Genomic DNA, 16785 nt, shown 5'->3' with positions numbered 1-16785 from the left:
CGTGCCAAAGGGCCTAGCATTGGGGGAGGCCGGGGGCCCGCTTCCGGAACGAAGGGGTCCTGGCCGATAAGGCGGCCCTCGGAGGTGGCGCCCGTGCGGGTGGTGCAACTCCCGGAAAAACCCAACCGCTACGATCTCCTGGCTTTGACCTTCACCCTGGTCCTCCTGGCGCTTTTTCTGGAGGCCTCCCGGGAGACCGCCGCCCCCCTTCCCCCTGCGGGGCTATCCCTGGACCCGCATCACCTTCCCGAGTACGCCCTGCGGACCGCCTTCCGCATGGGGGTGGCCCTCCTCTTGTCCCTCGCCTTTACCCTGGTCTACGCACCCCTGGCGGCCAAGACCCGGGGGGAGCCTTTTTTGGTGTCTCTCCTGGATATCCTCCAATCGGTGCCCATCCTGGGATTTCTGGCCGCCACGGCCGGGGCCTTCGCCGCCTTGTTTCCCGGGAGGGCCCTGGGCTTTGAGCTGGCGGCCATCTTTGCGGTGTTCACCTCCCAGGCCTGGAACATGGCCTTCAGCTTCTACCAGTCCCTGAAGACCCTCCCCAAGGACCTGGAGGAGGTGGCGGCCCTGTACCGCCTCACCCCCTGGCAGAGGTTCTTGCGCTTAGAGCTCCCCTTTGCCCTGCCGGGCCTGGTGTGGAACGGCATGATGTCCATGTCGGGGGGATGGTTCTTCGTGGTGGCCTCGGAGGCCATCGCCGTGGGCAAGACCCAGGTGGAACTCCCCGGCATCGGCTCGTACCTGGCCACGGCCATCGCCCAGAGGGACGGCCAGGCGATCCTCCTGGCCGCGTTCGGCATGCTCCTGGTCATCCTCCTCTACGACCAGCTCCTCTTCCGCCCTCTGGTGGCCTGGAGCCAACGCTTCAAGTACGAGGAGCGCCCGGGCCCCGAGCCCCCCAAGAGCTGGGTCCTGCACATTCTGAGCCGGAGCCAGGTCTTCCGCCGGGCCACGGGTACCCTCTTCACCCTGGCCCTCGAGGCCCTCCTCGCCGGCGAGCGCCGCCTCCCCCCTAAGCCCCTCGTCCTCCCCCTCTGGCCCCTGGCCTTTCCCCTGCTCCTCCTGGGCGGGGCGGGGGCCTGGGCCCTCTGGCAACAGGTGCAACCCCTGGGCCTGGGGGAGGTGGCCAAGGTCTTCCTCCTGGGTTTCTTCACCCTTCTCCGCGTGCTGGGCGTGCTGGCCCTGGCCGCCGTGGTCTGGGTACCGGTGGGCATCCTCCTCGGCTTAAGGCCCGGCCTCGCCCAAAGGGTGCAGGCCCTTCTGCAGGTCCTGGCCGCCTTCCCCGCCAACCTCCTCTACCCCCCCCTGGCCTATGGGCTCCTCCACCACCACCTCTCCCTGGAGGTTTCCTCCGCCTTCCTCATGGCCCTGGGTACCCAGTGGTACATCCTCTTCAACGCGGTGGCGGGCAGCATGGCCTTGCCCGAGGACCTGAAGGAGGCCGCGAGGAGCCTGGGGCTCCGGGGATTTCCCCTGTGGCGAAGGCTCCTCCTTCCCGGGACCTTTCCCTACCTGGTGACCGGCCTCCTCACCGCCAGCGGGGGCACCTGGAATGCGGCCATCGTGGCCGAGGTGGTGCAGTGGGGAGGCACCACCTGGCAGGCCACGGGCCTGGGGAGCTACATCGCCCGCTGGACTCTGGAGGAGGGCCAGGGCCCCCACCTCCTCCTGGGGATATCGGTCATGAGCCTGTACGTCTTGGCCCTGAACCGCCTCCTGTGGCGCAGGCTCTACCGCCTGGCCGAGGAGCGGTTCCGGCTGTAGGGAGGAAGGGGATGCTGCTGGTGGCTAAGGGCGTGGCCAAGAGCTTCCAAGCCTACCCGGTGTTGCGCGGGGTGGACCTGGCCCTCAAGGAAGGGGAGATCGTGGCCCTGCTGGGACGCTCGGGGGGCGGGAAGAGCACCCTCTTGCGCATCCTGGCGGGCCTGGTCCCACCGGATGCGGGGGAGGTGCGCTTCAAGGGGAAGCGGGTGGAGGGGCCGGTGGACGGGATGGCCATGGTCTTCCAAACCTTCGCCCTCTTCCCCTGGCTCACCGTGCTGGAGAACGTGGCCCTGGGCCTCGAGGCCCGCGGGGTGCGGCGGGAGGTGCGCCTAAGCCGGGCCCGGGAGGCCATCGCCCTCATCGGGCTCAGGGGGTTTGAGGAGGCCCTCCCCAAGGAGCTCTCCGGGGGCATGCGGCAGCGGGTGGGGTTTGCCCGGGCCCTGGTGGTGGAACCCGAGCTCCTCTTGCTGGACGAGGCCTTTTCCGCCCTGGACCCCCTCACCGCCGAGGGGCTCCGGGGGGACTTCCTGGACCTCTGGCTGGCGGGCCACCTCTCCACCCGGGCGGTCCTCATGGTGACCCACAACATCGAGGAGGCCGTGGCCATGGCGGACCGGACCCTCATCCTCCAGGGAAGCCCCGCCCGCATCGGACAGGAAATCCCCATCCCCCTGGCCCATCCCCGGGACCCCGGCGACCCCCGGTTCCGCGCCCTGGTGGACCAGGTCTACGAGGCCCTGACCCTTAAGGAGGCGGTGGAGCGCCGCCTGGAAGAGGAGATCCTGCGTCTGCCCGACGCCCGGGTGGGGGCCCTCGTCAGCCTGGCCGAGGCCATCGCCAGGCTGGGGGGACGGACGGACCTGCCGGTCCTGGCCGAGGCGGAGGGCCTGGAGGTGGACGACCTCTTCCCCCTCCTGGAGGCCTTGGAGCTCCTGGGCTTCGCCCGGGTGGAGCGGGGCGACGTGGAGCTCACCCCCGCGGGCCAGGCCTGGACCGAGGCGGACCCTGGGGAGCGCAAGGTGATGTTCGCCGAGCACCTCCTGCGCCAGGTTCCCCTCATGGCCCGGCTGCACCACCTCCTCCTGGAGCGGCGGAGGCTCCCGGAAGAGCGGGTCCTGGCCTGGCTTAAGGACCACCTGCCGGAGCCCGAGGCCAGGAGGGTCCTGGCGGTGATCCTGGAGTGGGGCCGATACGCGGGCCTGCTCGCCTACGACGAGCGGGGCCGGATCCTCTCCCCCTCGAGGCCCTAGCCGGCCACCCCTTGCCCCCGGGATCGGGTGTATATTCTCCTATCGTGGCGCCGCAAGCCCTGGCCCTCGCCCTATGAAGCCCCCAAGCCATCCCGAGGAAGGACGCTACGCCTGGTGGCAGGTCCTCTGCCTGACGGGGGTGGACCTCTTCTCCTCCTTGGGCTATCAGCCGGGCATCGCCCTCCTGGCGGCGGGAATCCTTTCCCCCTTGGCCAACCTGGCCCTGGTCCTCTTCGCCTTCCTGGCCGTCTACCCCGTCTACCGCCGGGTGGCGGAGGAAAGCCCCCACGGGGAAGGCTCCATCGGCCTCCTCACCCGCCTGCTCCCCGGCTGGCGGGGCAAGCTCTTGGTGCTGGTGGTCCTGGGCTTCATGGCCACGGACTTCGTGATCACCATCACCCTGTCCGCCGCCGACGCCGCCGTTCACCTTCTCGGCAACCCGCTGGTCCCCGGCTGGCTCCAGGGGCACCAGGTGGGCCTCACCCTGTTCCTCATCGGGCTTTTGGGCTTCGTCTTTTATCTCGGTTTCCGCGAGGCCATCGGCCTGGCGGTGCCCATCACCCTGGGCTACCTCGGCCTCAACGCGGGGGTCCTCCTCGCCTCCTTGCCCCACGTGCGCCCGGAGCACCTCCAGGGCTGGTGGGAAAAGGTGGCCTCCAGCCAGCCCAACCCCGTGGGCCTGGTCCTCGCCGTCCTCCTGGCCTTTCCCAAGCTGGCCCTGGGGCTTTCCGGCTACGAGACGGGGGTGGCGGTGATGCCCTTGATCCGGGGCCGGCCTGGGGATACGCCGGAGCGGCCCCTGGGCCGCATCCGGGGTACCCGCCGCCTCCTCCTCGCCGCGGCCCTGATCATGGGGGCCTTCCTGTTGGGCGCCGGGTTCGCCACCACCCTCCTCATCCCCGCGGAGATTTGGCGGAGCGAGGAGGTCTCCGGCCGGGCCATCAGCTACCTGGCCCACCGCTACCTGGGCGAGGCCTTCGGGAGCGTTTACGACCTCTTTTCCATCGTCATCCTCTGGTTCGCGGGGGCCAGCGCCATGGCCGGCCTCCTCACCATCGTCCCCAGGTACCTTCCCCGCTTCGGCATGGCCCCCGAGTGGGCAAGAAAGCAGAGGCCCATGGTCCTCTTCCTCACCGGGGTCGCCTTCGCCCTCACCCTGGCCTTCCGCGCCCGGGTGGAGGCCCAGGCCGCGGCCTACGCCACGGGCGTCCTGGTGGTCATGACCTCCGCCGCCCTGGCGGCAGCGCTCCTGGCCGAGCGGGAAAGGCGGCCCGAAGCCGCCTACTACCGCCTTCTTCTTCCCGTCTTCGGCTACGTGCTCGTGGCCAACGTGCTGGAGCGTCCGGATGGGGTGAAGATCGCCTCCTTCTTCATCGCCGCCACGCTCTTCTTCTCCCTTCTTTCCCGCGCCCTGCGCTCCTTTGAGCTTCGGGTGGAGGGGTTCCAGCTGGATGAGATGGCCGAGCGCTTTGTGGAAGAGCTCAAGGACCAGGAGGCGCCCATCCGCCTGGTGGCCCACCGCCCGGAGCGGGGAGGGCTTGCCGTGTACTGGGAGAAGGAGGCCCGCATCCGCGAGGCCACCCACATCCCCCCTAAAGACCCCGTCCACTTCGTGGAGGTCTTCGTGCAGGACCCCTCGGAGTTCTCCGCCATAGCCCGGGTCTGGGGCGTGGACCACCCCCACGCCCGGGTCTTTCGCATCCTGGGAGCCGCCACCCCCAATACCCTGGCCGCCTTCCTCCTGTACCTGAGAAACCGCACTGGACGGCGGCCCCACATCTACTTCGAGTGGTCGGAGGAGGGGCCCCTGCAGTCGGCCCTGGACTTCCTCCTCTCCGGGGAGGGGGACGTCCCCACCCTCACCCACGAGATCCTGCGACGGACGGAGCCCGACCGGAGCAAGCGGCCCTTCGTCCACGTGGGGGGCTAGCGCCGCCAGTGTTGCAGGATCCCCGCCCCCAGAATGGTCATGGGTACCGCCAGGAAGATGCCCAAGAAGCCGAAGAGCTTGCCGAAGGCGAAGATGGCCAAAAGAACCAGGGCGGGGTGGAAGCCCACGGTACGGCCGTAGATGTAGGGGATGAGGACCTTTCCCTCCAGGAGGGCGATGCCCCCGTACCCCGCCAAGACCAGGAGGGCCACCAGGGGCCCCTGGGCGGAGAGGGCCACCAAGGCCGCCAGGGTGGCGGTGACGATGCCCCCCACAAGGGGGACCACCTCCAGCACCCCCCCCAAGACCCCCAGGGCGAAGGGGCTGGGAACGCCCAGGACGAGAAGCCAACCCCCGAAGAGGAGGGCGAAGGAGAGGGCGATGAGGAACTGGGCCCGGGCCCAGTATCCCATGCGCTGCCAGGTGCCTTCCAGCACCTCTGCCCACCCGCTTCCCGGCAGGTAAGGGGCCACGCGGGCCACCAGGTGGGGCTCGAGGCTGATCATCACCGCCAAGACCAGGGCCAGGGTGAGCTCGGAGGCGGTGGCCGCCATCCGGAGGAGCAGGTCCCCCGCCACCCGGGCCGAGGAGGCCAGGGAGGGGGCCAACCCCGCCACCGATAGCCCCAGGTTGCCCTCCAACCAGTCCAGGACCTGGGGGAGCAGCCCGCTCAGGTGGTGGAACTGGGCCAGGAGGAGGGGGGCCGCCAGGTACAAGCCCAGGCCCACGGTGCCGAAGACCAAGAGGTAGGCCACGAGGACCGCCGAGGGGTGGGGCAAGCGCCGCCGGAAGAGGCCCACCAAGGGATCCAAGGCGGCCGCCAGGGTGAAGGCCAAGAAGACCCAGAGGAGCAAGGCGTAGAGGCGGCCCAAGGCCCAAAGCCCAAGCAGGAAGAGCGCCAGACTGAGAAAGAAGCGGCCCGCAGGTGGCATACACACCGTCCCCAGACCATCCTAGAGGATGGGCCCGCGGAAGGCGCCGCCTTGCCCCAGGTGGTATAGCATGCTTCCATGCGCCTCATCGGCGTGGCCACCCAGTACCGCCAAAACCAGGGCCTCATGCCCGGGAGGTTCTGGGGCCTCCTGGCCTTCTACCTGGAGGCCCTGGCCTCCCAGGGCCTGGCCCACGTGCTCCTGCCCCCGCAAGACCCCGAGGCCCTGGAGCGGATCCTGCCCCACCTGGACGGGCTGCTTTTGCCGGGGGGTGGGGACGTGGATCCCGCCCTCTACGGGGAAGACCCCCACCCCCGCCTGGGGGAGGTGAGTCCGGAGCGGGACGCCCACGAGCTCTTTCTGGCCCGCTATGCCGCGGAGAAGGGCCTGCCCACCCTGGGCATCTGCCGCGGCATCCAGGTGATGAACGTGGCCCTGGGCGGCACCCTCTACCAGGACCTCGAGGCCCAGGGCTTCACCCAGGTGGCCCATGGCCAGAAGACCCCACCCCCTCACCTGGCCCACGGGGTGCGGCTCCTGGGGGATAGCCCCCTCTCCCGGCTCTTCCCCCAAGAGGTCCTCCCGGTGAACTCCTACCACCACCAGGGCCTCAAGGTCCTGGGCCGGGGGCTAAAGCCCCTGGCCGTGGCCCCGGACGGCCTGGTGGAGGCGGTGGCCCTGGAAGGGCACCCCCTGTTTTTGGGCGTGCAGTGGCACCCCGAACTCTTGCCGGAGCACTGGCCCCTCTTCGGCCTCCTCCGGGGGTAGGCCAGGGGCGTTTACGCTTTGTTTACGCGCGAGGGGTAGCCTGGCCCCGGAGGTGAAGCATGGGTAAGCGACTCGCGCTGTTCTGGGGCGGGCTCCTTCTCCTGGCCGCCTGCCAGATGGCCCCCCAGGCGGGCCAGGACTTTCAGGCGGTGGGCGTCCTGGGCGGGACGGCGGCAAAGCCCACCCTGCTGGGGAAGGCGTTGGACACCACAAGCGCCACCCTGACCAAGGAGGGCGAGGCGTTCGCGGGGAACCTGCTTCCCGGCATGGTGGTGCGGGTGGAGGGAAAGGACCTGGGCCCCCGCGTCCAGGTGCAAAGCCTCGAGGTCCGGGTGGAGCTTAAGGGTCCCATCGCCGCCCTGGACCCAGGGGCTGGCACCCTCCAGGTCCTGGGCCATACGGTCCAGACGGACGCCAACACCCGCATCTACGAGAAGGCGGGGGACTCGTACCGCACCCTGGGCTTCTCCGACCTGGCGGTGGGCGACCTGGTGGAGGTTCACGGCACGGCGGACGGGACGCGCGTCCTGGCCACCTACATAGAGCGCTACCGCGCCGCCACCCCTGAGGTGGAGCTGGAAGGCCGGGCCACCCTTCTGGACACGGAGGCCAAGACCTTCCTCCTCGGGGGCTACACCGTGGACTACGCCCAAGCCCAGGTGACGGGAACCCCTAAGGAAGGGGCCTGGGTAGAGGTGAAGGGCACCCTCTCCGGCACCACCATCCTGGCCAGGAAGGTGGCCTTCAAGACCCCGGGCCAGAGCGAGCACGGGGCCTCGAGGCGCCTGGAGCTGGAAGGACCCCTCCAGGCCCTGGACCAAGGGGCCAAGACCTTCCTGCTTCTCGGCTACACCGTGGACTACGCCGAGGCCACGGTGGTGGGAACCCTGACGGAAGGGGCTTACGTGGAGGCCAAAGGCCAGCTGGACGCCGGGGACCCCACCCTCCTCCACGCCCAGCTGGTGAAGGTGAAGTACCCCAGGACCCGCCCGCCCAAGGCCGAGGCCGAGGGGGAGATCACCGCCATCAACGTGGAGGCCCAGACCTTCGCCCTCGGCGCCCTGGGCTTTTTCGCGGACGCCAACACCCTGCTCAAGCGGGACGACCCGGACGGCCCCCTCGCCTTCAGCGAGCTGAAGGTGGGGGATTATGTGGAGGTGGCCTACGACCCCGGCGCCACGGACGCGGAGGGGCGCTACTACGCCATCAAGGTAGAGCTAAAGGAACGTTAGGCCGCCCTAGCGCCCCCTGGGGTCAAGCACGTCCCTAAGCCCGTCCCCCAGGAGGTTGAAGGCCAGCACCGTGATAAGGATGCCCACCGCAGGGGCCGAGGCCGCCCAAGGGGCCTCGGCCATGTAGTTGCGGGTTTCCGCCACCATGGCCCCCCACTCCGGGGTGGGGGGCTGGGCCCCGAAGCCGATGAAGGAGAGCCCCGCCGCGGTGAGGATGGCCGCCCCCACCTCGTAGCTGGCCTGGACCAGAACGGGGGTGAGGGCGTTCGGCAAAAGGTGCCGGAGGAGGATCCTCCCCTCCCCCACCCCCAAGGCCCGGGCCGCCTCCACGAACTCCCGCTCCCTCAGGGCCAGCACCTGGGCCCGCACCAGCCGGGCGTAGATGGGCCAGGTGACCAGGGCCACCGCCAAGATGGTGTTGGTCAGGTTGGGACCCAAGGCGGCGGCGATGGCCATGGCCAAGATGAGGGAGGGGAAAGCGAAGAAGACGTCGGTGAGGCGCATGAGGAGGTTGTCCCACCTTCCGCCAAGCCCGCCCGCCAAAAGGCCCACCGCCGTGCCCAGGAGGCCCGCCAAGAGGACCACGCCGAAGCCTACCCCAAGGCTGATCCTGGCCCCGTGCACCACCCGGGCCCAGACATCCCGGCCGAGTTGGTCGGTGCCCAGGGGGTGCCCGGGCCCCGGAGGCCTCAGCCGCTGGGAAAGGTCTTGCTCCAGGGGGTCCCCCGCCACGGCCGGGCCCCACAGGGCCAGAAGGAGGAGCAGGCCGAGGAGGCCAAGGCCCAAGACCGCCCCGGGGTTGCGAAAGAAGCGGCGCAGGAGCTTACGCATACCGGATCCTCGGATCCAAGAGGGCGTAAAGCAGGTCCACCACCAGGTTCAGGAGGGAGTAGACCACCCCCACCAGGAGGGTAACCCCCATGACCGCGGGGAAGTCCAGGCTGGTGGCGGACTGGGTCACGTAGCGGCCGAGGCCGGGCCAGGAGAAGATGGTCTCCGTAAGCACCGCCCCCGAGAGCAACCCCCCCATAAGGCTCCCCAAGAGGGTGAGGACAGGAAGGGCCGCGTTCTTCAGGGCGTGGCGCAGGATCACCTGGCCCTCGGAGAGGCCCTTGGCCCAGGCGGTGCGCACGTAGTCCTGGGACAGGACCTCCAGCATGGCCGCCCGCACCATGCGGGCCAGAAGGGCCGCGGAGGCCGAGCCCAGCACAAAGGCGGGAAGGAGAAGGTGGGAGAGGGCATCCTGAAAGGCGCCACAGTCCCCGGCCAGGAGGGCATCCAGGGTGGTGAGGCCCGTAACGGGGGGTGGGGGGATGAGGTAGGGGTCCAACCGCCCGGGGCCGGGCAGAAGCCCGAGCCTGCGGTGGAACAGGTCCAGGAGCAGGATGGCCAGGAAGAAGACGGGGGTGGAGCCCAAGAGGAGGGCCATCAGGCGGACCAGGAGGTCGGGCAAGCGGTTCTGCCGGAGGGCCGCCCAGACCCCGGCAGGGAGGCCCAGAAGGACCGCCACCACAAAGGCGGCCAGGGCCAGTTCCAAGGTGGCCGGGAAGAACTCCTTGAGGTCCTCGGCCACGGGCCTCCCGGTGCGCAGGGAACGCCCCAGGTCCAGCTGCAAAAGCCGCCCCAAGTAGAGGGCGTACTGGACGAGGACGGGCTTGTCCAGGCCATAGCGCTCCCGGAACTCCCGGATCTGCTCCTCCCGGGCGTTTTCTCCCAGGGCCGCCGCCGCCGGGTCAATGGGGATGACCTGGGCGATGAGGAAGGTGATGAAGGTGATGCCCACCCCCACGAAGAGCACCATGAAGAGCCTTCTCAGGATATAGGCGCCCATAGAAAAGGCCCGCCGCCTCCGGCCACGGGCCTCACTATACCCCAAGGGGCTAGGGCTGCTTGCTCACCTGCCAAAGGGGTACCGACATCATGGGGTTCTTCAGGAAGCCCTCCACCTTAGCCGAGAGGCCGATGGGGAGGGCGGGCTGGTAGAGGACCACGTAGGGGCCCTCCCGGAGAACCTTTTCCGTGAGCACCTTGTAGAGGGCCTTGCGCTTCTCGGGGTCGGCCTCGAGGGCCGCCTGCCGGGCCAGCTTGGCGGCCACCTCATCGTTGTAGCTGTTGCGCCAGGCCAAGGAGCGGGCGGCGTAGTCCGCCCAGGGGGTGGCGTTGCCGTCGGGGTCGGGGAAGTCGGGGCTCCAGCCCGCCAGGACCATCTGGTGGTTCTGGGCCCGGTAGATGTTGAGCACCTCGGCGTTGGCGATGGCCCGGATCCTGGCCCTAAGCCCCGCCTTGGCCATGTCAGCCTGGAGCTTGGCGGCCACGTCGGGGCAGGGCACCCCCCCACCGCAGATGCCGGTGCTGGTGAGGAGCTCGAACTCCAGGCCCTGGGGGTACCCCGCCTCCGCCAGAAGCCTCTTGGCCCGGGCGGGATCGTACCGGTAGGGGGTGATGGGGTTGTGGCCCAGCAAGCCCTTGGGGATGAAGGTCTGGATCTTCACCGCGTTCCCCTGGAGAAGCCCCTGGATGAGCTCGTCCTGGTTCACCGCATACCGCACCGCCTCCCGGACCTTGGGATGGGCGAAGGGGCTCCCCTGCTTCAGGCTCATACCCAGGTACTGGAGGCGCAGGGTCTCCGCCCGCACCACCTTGAAACGCGGGTTGTTGGCGATGGCCTTCAGGCCCTCGGGGGTAAGCCCCTCGGCCACGTCAATCTCCCCGGATTCCAGGGCCGTGCGGAGCACCGCGGGCTCCTGGATGTAGCGCAGCACCACCCGGGGGATCTTGGGCTTCACCCGGGCGTGGGGGTTGGCCTCGAGGATCACCTGGTTGCCCCGGTCCCAACGCACCAGGCGGTAGGGGCCAGACCCCGCGGAGTTGTTGGTGAGGAAATCCTTGCCGAAGTCTCCCCCCTTGGCGTTCTTCTGGACCTCCTCCGAGTCCACGATGCCCCCGATGGTGAAGGTGAGGATGGAGAGGAAGGACTGGGGCGAGGCCGTCTTGGGGATGCGCACCTCCACCGTGTAGGGGTCCAGGGCCTTGGTGGCCCCGGGCTTGAGCTGGGCGATCTCGGTGAAGAGGAAGGACCCGGGGCCCTTTAGGGCCAGGGCCCGCTCAAAGCTGAAGACCACGTCCTTGGCCGTCACCTCCCGCCCGGTGGAGAACTTGCTTCCCCGGCGCAGCTTAAAGGTGAGGATCCAGTCGGCGGCCCCCCTCTCCACCTTCCAGCTCTCCGCCAAGCCCGGGCGCAAGGTGGCGAGGTCGTTGCCCTCAAAGCGCACCAGGGTCTCGTAGAGGTTGTCCGCGATCATCACCCCGCTGAACTCGTAGACCACCTGCGGGTCCAGGGTGATGAGGTCCGTCCAATCCCCCCCATAGACCAGGACCTGCGTCCGGTCCTGGGCCCAAGCCAAACCCAAGAAGGCCAACACCCACAAGAGCCACCGCTTCATAAGCTTCCCCCTTTCCGCTCCAGCCTACGGGACCTCCCCGGCCCCGGTCAACACCGTCCTCCCGGCCAACGGTCCCAGCAGGGCCTTAGAGGGGCGGCGTAAACCGCCCGTCCACCGCGGTCCAGCCCCCGTCCACCAGAAAGAGGGTGCCCGTGACGTAGCTGGAAGCGGGGGAAGCCAGGAAGACCACGGCCATGGCCACCTCCTCCGGCCTGCCCCAGCGCAGGAGGGCAGTCTTCTCCGCGTACGCCCGGTACCATTCCGGCCGCGCCTTGATGGGGGCGGTGAGGGGTGTCTCTATGGGGCCAGGGGCCACGGCGTTGGCCCGCACCCCGTAGGGGCCGAGCTCCGCCGCTAGGGCCCGCATGAGCTGCAGGATGCCCGCCTTGGTGGCCGCGTAGACGCCCTGGCCCGGCTCCACCACCAGGGCCCGGATGGAGGCAAAGGCGATGAGACTACCCCCTCTCTGCGCCCGCATCACCCGTCCGCCCGCCCGCAGGAGCCGGAGGGTGCCCTTGAGGTTCAGGTCCACCACCCGGTCCACCTCCTCGTCGCTGTAGTCCAAGAGGGGCTTGCGCACGTTGATGGCCGGGGTGGAAACCAGGGTGTCCAAGCGGCCGTGGGTCCGGTGCACCTCCGCCACCAAGGCCTCCGCCGCCCCTTTCTCCGCGAGGTCCAAGGGGTGGGCCTCCGCCACCCCCCCTTGGGCGCGGATGGCCCGCAACGCCTCCTCCAGGCCCCCCTCGTCCCGGTCGGCCAGCACCACCTTGGCCCCGAAGGCGGCCAGGGCCTCCGCGGAAGCCCTGCCGATCCCCGAGGCCGCCCCCACCACCAAAGCCACCTGTCCCCCGAGCTCTAAGAGCCTCCTGTATTCCATAGGCGATCTCCCCCATTCTAAGCCCTGTGGCCCGGGGCTTGCCCCGCCTGGCCAGAAAGGGGAAGAATGGGCCCAAGGGGGAAGCCTGGGCACGGGGGGCGAGGGGACTTGCCCAAGGCGGCCACTAGGGGGCACCCGAAGGAAAGGGGGCGATGGGGTGAGCCGGGCCCTTTTGGCGGCGGAGGCGGTGGAGGAGAAGGAGGTGGTGGACCTCCTGCAGGCCTTGGTGCGGATTCCAAGCCACTACCCAGGCCCGGGCGAGGAAGGGGTCGTGGCCTTCCTGGAGGCGTACCTAAGGGAGCGGGGCCTTAAGCCCTTCCGCCAGGAGGCGGCCCCGGGAAGGCCCAACCTGGTGGCGGACCTGGGGGAGGGGGAAGGGGGGCTCCTCCTGGAGGGGCACACGGACGTGGTGACCCCGGGGGACGAGGCCCTGTGGCGCTACCCGCCCTATGGGGGCGTGGTGGAAGGGGGGCGGCTTTACGGCCGGGGCGCCTGCGACATGAAGGGGGGGCTCGCCGCCCTGGTGGGAGCCCTCCTCGCCGTGAAACGGGCCTTCGGCCGGCTTCCCCGCCCCCTAAGGCTCGCCGCCCTGGCGGACGAGGAGGGGATGATGCTGGGGGTCAAGGCCTTCGTGAGGGCGGGCCTCGCCCAGGGCTTCCGGGGGGCCTTGGTGGCCGAACCCGAGGAGATGGAGGTCTGCCTCTGGCAGAAGGGGGCCCTCCGCCTCAGGCTTCGCTTCCCCGGGAAGATGGCCCACGGGGCCATGCCCTACGCCGGGGAGAACCCCATCCCCAAGGCGGCCCGTTTCGTGGGGGCGCTCCGGGATCTAGAAGAAAGGCTCCAGGCAACCTTTTCCCACCCTTACCTGGGCCCTCCCTTCCTCACGCCCACTCGCTTCCTGGCCACCGCAGGCGAGGGCCAGCTCAACGTGATCCCCGCCGAGGCGGAGCTGGCCCTGGACGTGCGCACCACCCCGGGGATGGACCACGCGGGCCTCGTGGCGGAGGTCGCCGCCCTCGCCGGGGTCAGGGCGGAGGTCCTGGAGGACCGCCCCCCCGTGGCCACCCCCAAGGAGGATCCCCTGGTCCAGGCGGCGGAGGAGGCCCTGAGGCTCCTGGGCCAACCCGTGCGGCACGGCGGGGTACCGGGAGCCACGGACGGCACCTTCCTAAGGGCCTGGGCCGGGCTTCCCGTGGTGGTGATGGGCCCCGGCCGGAAGACCCTCCCCCACCAGGCGGACGAGTGGGTGGACCTGGGAGAGGTGGTCTTGGCGGCCCGGGTCTACGCCGCCCTGGCGGCGCTGTACCTGGCGTGAGGGCTTGGCCCCCCCGCCGGTTTACTATGGAGAAATAAGGAGGTTTCCCATGGGCAAGCGGTTGGTCCTGACGCTCCTTGTGGCCCTGAGCCTCACCCCTGGCCTGGCCCAGACCCGGGGCGGGGAGCTTAGGGTGGCCATCCTGGCCGAGCCCCCGGTCCTTGACCCCACGGCCTCCACCAGCCAGGAGATCCCGCGAATGCTTTACGACAACGTCCTCCAGGGGCTGGTGAAGTTCAACGAGAAGGGGGAGATCGTCCCCGCCTTGGCGGAGCGCTGGCAGGGAAGCCCCTCCAGCCTCACCTGGACCTTCTACCTGCGCCGGGGGGTGCGCTTCCACAACGGTAGCCCCTTCACCGCCGAGGACGTAGTCTTCAAGTTCAACCGCGCCCGCGACCCCAGGTCCGGCCACACCCACCCCGAGTACTACCGGGACATCCAGAGCGTGGAGGCCAAGGACCCCTACACCGTGGTCTTCCGCCTGCGCCAGCCGAACCAGGACTTCCTCTTCAACCTGGCCCGGCCCGACTCGGTGATCGGGCCCAAGGGGCGGGTAGAGGAGCAGAAAACCCACCCCATCGGCACCGGGCCCTTCCGCTTCGTGGCCTGGGAGAGGGGCGTGGGGGTGAGGCTGGAGCGGTTTGACGGCTACTACGAGCCCGGCCTCCCCTACCTGGACCGGGTCTTCTTCCGCTTCCTCCCCGACCAAAACGCCCAGCTCGCCGCCCTGCGGGCCGGGGACATCCAGGTGATCGGCCTAGGGGTGAGTCCGGAAAACGCCCTGGTGCTCCAGAGGGACCCAGGCTTCAAGGTGGTCACGGGCTTCACCACCACCGAGATCACCGTGGGCATGAACAACAGCCGCCCCCCCTTCAACGACCTCCGGGTGCGCCGGGCCATCCAGCACGCGGTGGACAAAAAGGCCCTGGTGGAGGGGGTGATGCTGGGCTACGGCACCCCCATCGGCAGCCACCGCTCCCCCGGGGAAAGCTGCTACGTGGACCTCTCGGGCCTCTACCCCTACGACCCCAACCGGGCCCGGGCCCTATTGCAAGAAGCGGGGTATGGGCCCGGCAACCCCTTGCGCTTCACCTTCACCCTGGCCGCCCCTTACCCTTACGAGAGGCGGCTCGGGGAGGCCATCGCCGCCCAGCTCTCCCAGATCGGCGTCCAGGCCCGGCTGGAGGTGGTGGAGTGGGCCACCTGGCTCTCCCGGGTCTTTAGGGGGGCGGACTACCAGATGACCATCATCGGCCACTCCGAACCCCACGACATCGGCATCTACGCCAACCCGGGCTACTACTTCCGCTACGACTCCCCCAGGTTCCGGGAGCTCTACACCCAATACCTGCGCACCCCAGACCCGAAGAAGGCCTGCGAGATCATGAAGGAGATGCAGCGCCTCCTGGCCCAGGACGCGGTGAACCTCTGGGTGATGAACGCCCCCTACCTCGCCGCCATGCGGAAGGAGGTGATGGGCTGGTGGCAGAACCAGCCCACCCCGAGCCTCAACGTGACCCGGGTCTACTTGGGCCGTTAGATGCGAGGCTTCCTCCTAAGGCGGCTCCTCCTGGCCCTCCTCACCCTATGGCTCGCCTCCAGCCTGGTCTTCGCCTTCCTCCTCTTCCTTCCTGGGGATCCGGTGCAGGCCATCCTGGGCCTCGAGGCCTCCCCCGAGGCCCGCTCGGCCCTGGAACGCTCCCTGGGCCTGGACAAGCCCCCCCTGGAGCGCTACGGGCACTGGCTCTCGGGGGCCTTGCGCCTGGACCTGGGGGAGTCCATCCGCTACGGGAAGCCCGTGGCCGACCTGGTGGGGGAAAGGCTCCCCCTCACCTTAGCCCTGGTCCTCCTGGGGCTCGGGGGGGCGCTCCTCTTCGCCTTGCCCCTGGCCCTTTGGGCGGTGCGCTCCGCCCCGGTGGACCTCGCCCTAAGCGGCCTCATGGCCTTCTTGCAGTCGGTGCCCACCTTTTTCCTGGGGGTGGTCCTCCTCTACGCCCTGGCGGTGCATCTTCCCCTCCTCCCGGCCAGCGGCTTCCCCGGGTTTAAGGAGCCCCTGGAGGCCCTCCGCCACCTCCTCCTCCCCGCCCTGACCCTGGCCCTCTCCCGGGCGGCCATCCTCTTCCGCATGGCCCGGGGGAGCCTCCTGGAGGTCATGAGCCAGGACTACATCCGCACCGCCCGGGCCAAGGGGGTGCCGGAGGGGTGGGTTCTCCTCAAGCACGCCCTGAGGCCCGCAAGCCTTCCTTTGGTCACCGTCTTGGGCCTCGAGGGCGGGTTTCTTCTCACGGGGGCGGTGGTGGTGGAGGCGGTCTTCGCCCTGCCCGGGCTCGGGAGCCTGGCCCTCACCGCCCTGGAGGCCCGCGACTACCCCCTGCTCCAGGGCCTGGTCCTGGTCATGGCGGCCCTCATCGTCCTCTTCAACCTGGCGGTGGACCTCCTCTACGGCTTCTTGGACCCGAGGGTAGAGTATGCGTAGCCCGAGCCTCCGCGTGGGAGCCTTCCTGGCGGGCCTCTTTCTGGCCATGGCCCTCCTCGCCCTCGTCTACCCCGTGGACCCCAACGCCCCGGACTTCCTCCACCGCCTAAGCCCCCCCTCCCCCGCCCATCCCCTGGGGACCGACCCTTTGGGCCGGGACCTCCTCGCCCGGGTGCTCCACGGGGCGAAAAACGCCCTCCTGGTGGGGAGCCTCGCCGTAGGGGTCGGCTTTTCCCTGGGGGTAGCCCTGGGCCTTTTGGCCGGGTACCTGGGGGGGCTTTGGGACGGGGCCTTAAGCCTTTTCATGGAAACTCTCTACGCCCTTCCCGGGCTCCTCCTCGCCCTCCTCTTCGCCGCCCTCATGGGCCCCGGGGCGGTGAGCAGCATGCTGGCCGTGGGGCTCTCCCTGGTCCCCGCCTTCTTCCGGGTGGCCCGGGCCGGGGCCATGGGCCTGAAGGGGGCCCCCTTCGTGGAGGCGGCCCTGGCCCTCGGGGCTTCCCCTTCCCGGGTGGTCCTCCGCCACCTCCTCCCCAACCTCCTGGGCCCCCTCTTGGTCCAGGCGAGCCTGGCCTTTGCCGCCGCCCTCCTGGCCGAGGCCGCCCTCTCCTACCTGGGCCTGGGAACCCAGCCGCCAGAGCCCAGCCTCGGACGGATGCTCCGGGAGGCGCAGAGCTTCCTCCCCCTCTCCCCCTGGCCCGCCCTGGTGCCGGGGCTCGCCCTCTCCCTGGCGGTCTTGGGCTTCAACCTCCTGGGGGACGGCCTCCGGGACCGCCTGGACCCGCGGCGCTAGGCTTG

14 protein-coding genes are annotated in these 16785 nt (G+C 69.7%); 9 read left to right on the top strand and 5 right to left on the bottom strand.

What is annotated here, in order from left to right; translation table 11 throughout:
• The first annotated feature begins 93 nt into the window (after positions 1–93).
• The 3 genes from ACYQ0J_RS04540 (at position 94) to ACYQ0J_RS04530 (ending at position 4947) form a co-directional block, all read left to right on the top strand.
• Complete coding sequence (locus tag ACYQ0J_RS04540; protein ID WP_460171143.1) at positions 94–1767, top strand: ABC transporter permease; 1674 nt, start codon at positions 94–96, stop codon at positions 1765–1767.
• A gap of 11 nt (positions 1768–1778) precedes the next feature.
• Positions 1779–3017 carry an ABC transporter ATP-binding protein gene (locus tag ACYQ0J_RS04535; RefSeq protein WP_460170993.1) on the top strand — a complete coding sequence of 413 codons (1239 nt, stop codon included), beginning with the start codon at positions 1779–1781 and terminating at the stop codon, positions 3015–3017.
• A gap of 73 nt (positions 3018–3090) precedes the next feature.
• A complete protein-coding gene (locus ACYQ0J_RS04530) occupies positions 3091–4947 on the top strand; it encodes an APC family permease (RefSeq protein ID WP_460170992.1) in 1857 nt (618 codons plus the stop codon).
• On the opposite strand, the gene ACYQ0J_RS04525 is transcribed toward ACYQ0J_RS04530, so the two are convergent.
• Positions 4944–5879, bottom strand: coding sequence for an AI-2E family transporter (locus ACYQ0J_RS04525; protein ID WP_460170991.1), 936 nt, complete (start codon positions 5877–5879; stop codon positions 4944–4946). The genes ACYQ0J_RS04530 and ACYQ0J_RS04525 overlap by 4 nt on opposite strands.
• 78 nt (positions 5880–5957) lie before the next feature.
• Between ACYQ0J_RS04525 and ACYQ0J_RS04520 the strand changes: the two genes are divergently transcribed.
• Positions 5958–6647, top strand: a complete 690-nt coding sequence (locus tag ACYQ0J_RS04520; RefSeq protein WP_460170990.1) for a gamma-glutamyl-gamma-aminobutyrate hydrolase family protein — start codon at positions 5958–5960, stop codon at positions 6645–6647.
• Between the two features lie 59 nt (positions 6648–6706).
• A complete protein-coding gene (locus tag ACYQ0J_RS04515; protein WP_460170989.1) occupies positions 6707–7879 on the top strand; it encodes a DUF5666 domain-containing protein in 1173 nt (390 codons plus the stop codon).
• 6 nt (positions 7880–7885) lie between these two features.
• On the opposite strand, the gene nikC is transcribed toward ACYQ0J_RS04515, so the two are convergent.
• The 4 genes from nikC to ACYQ0J_RS04495 all read right to left on the bottom strand — a co-directional run bounded on the left by nikC (position 7886) and on the right by ACYQ0J_RS04495 (position 12199).
• Complete coding sequence (nikC, locus tag ACYQ0J_RS04510; RefSeq protein ID WP_460170988.1) at positions 7886–8710, bottom strand: nickel transporter permease; 825 nt, start codon at positions 8708–8710, stop codon at positions 7886–7888.
• Complete coding sequence (locus ACYQ0J_RS04505) at positions 8703–9710, bottom strand: ABC transporter permease (RefSeq protein WP_460170987.1); 1008 nt, start codon at positions 9708–9710, stop codon at positions 8703–8705. The genes nikC and ACYQ0J_RS04505 overlap by 8 nt, the downstream gene beginning before the upstream one ends.
• Positions 9711–9759: 49 nt before the next feature.
• On the bottom strand, positions 9760–11322 hold the full coding sequence (locus tag ACYQ0J_RS04500) for an ABC transporter substrate-binding protein (protein WP_460170986.1): 1563 nt from the start codon (positions 11320–11322) through the stop codon (positions 9760–9762).
• 85 nt (positions 11323–11407) lie between these two features.
• Complete coding sequence (locus tag ACYQ0J_RS04495) at positions 11408–12199, bottom strand: SDR family NAD(P)-dependent oxidoreductase (protein ID WP_460170985.1); 792 nt, start codon at positions 12197–12199, stop codon at positions 11408–11410.
• Between the two features lie 157 nt (positions 12200–12356).
• Between ACYQ0J_RS04495 and ACYQ0J_RS04490 the strand changes: the two genes are divergently transcribed.
• The 4 genes from ACYQ0J_RS04490 to ACYQ0J_RS04475 are packed head-to-tail and all read left to right on the top strand — an operon-like array spanning position 12357 to position 16780.
• Positions 12357–13514 carry a M20 family metallopeptidase gene (locus ACYQ0J_RS04490; RefSeq protein ID WP_460170984.1) on the top strand — a complete coding sequence of 386 codons (1158 nt, stop codon included), beginning with the start codon at positions 12357–12359 and terminating at the stop codon, positions 13512–13514.
• Between the two features lie 49 nt (positions 13515–13563).
• A complete protein-coding gene (locus ACYQ0J_RS04485) occupies positions 13564–15054 on the top strand; it encodes an ABC transporter substrate-binding protein (RefSeq protein ID WP_460170983.1) in 1491 nt (496 codons plus the stop codon).
• A complete protein-coding gene (locus ACYQ0J_RS04480) occupies positions 15055–15990 on the top strand; it encodes an ABC transporter permease (protein WP_460170982.1) in 936 nt (311 codons plus the stop codon). It abuts the gene before it with no gap.
• Positions 15983–16780 carry an ABC transporter permease gene (locus ACYQ0J_RS04475; protein WP_460170981.1) on the top strand — a complete coding sequence of 266 codons (798 nt, stop codon included), beginning with the start codon at positions 15983–15985 and terminating at the stop codon, positions 16778–16780. The genes ACYQ0J_RS04480 and ACYQ0J_RS04475 overlap by 8 nt, the downstream gene beginning before the upstream one ends.
• Positions 16781–16785 lie beyond the last annotated feature (5 nt).

The sequence above is a fragment of the Thermus sp. FJN-A genome, from assembly GCF_054655095.1.
The sequence above is the reverse complement of the archived record's forward strand: the minus strand, read 5'-3'. Positions and strand labels throughout refer to the sequence as shown.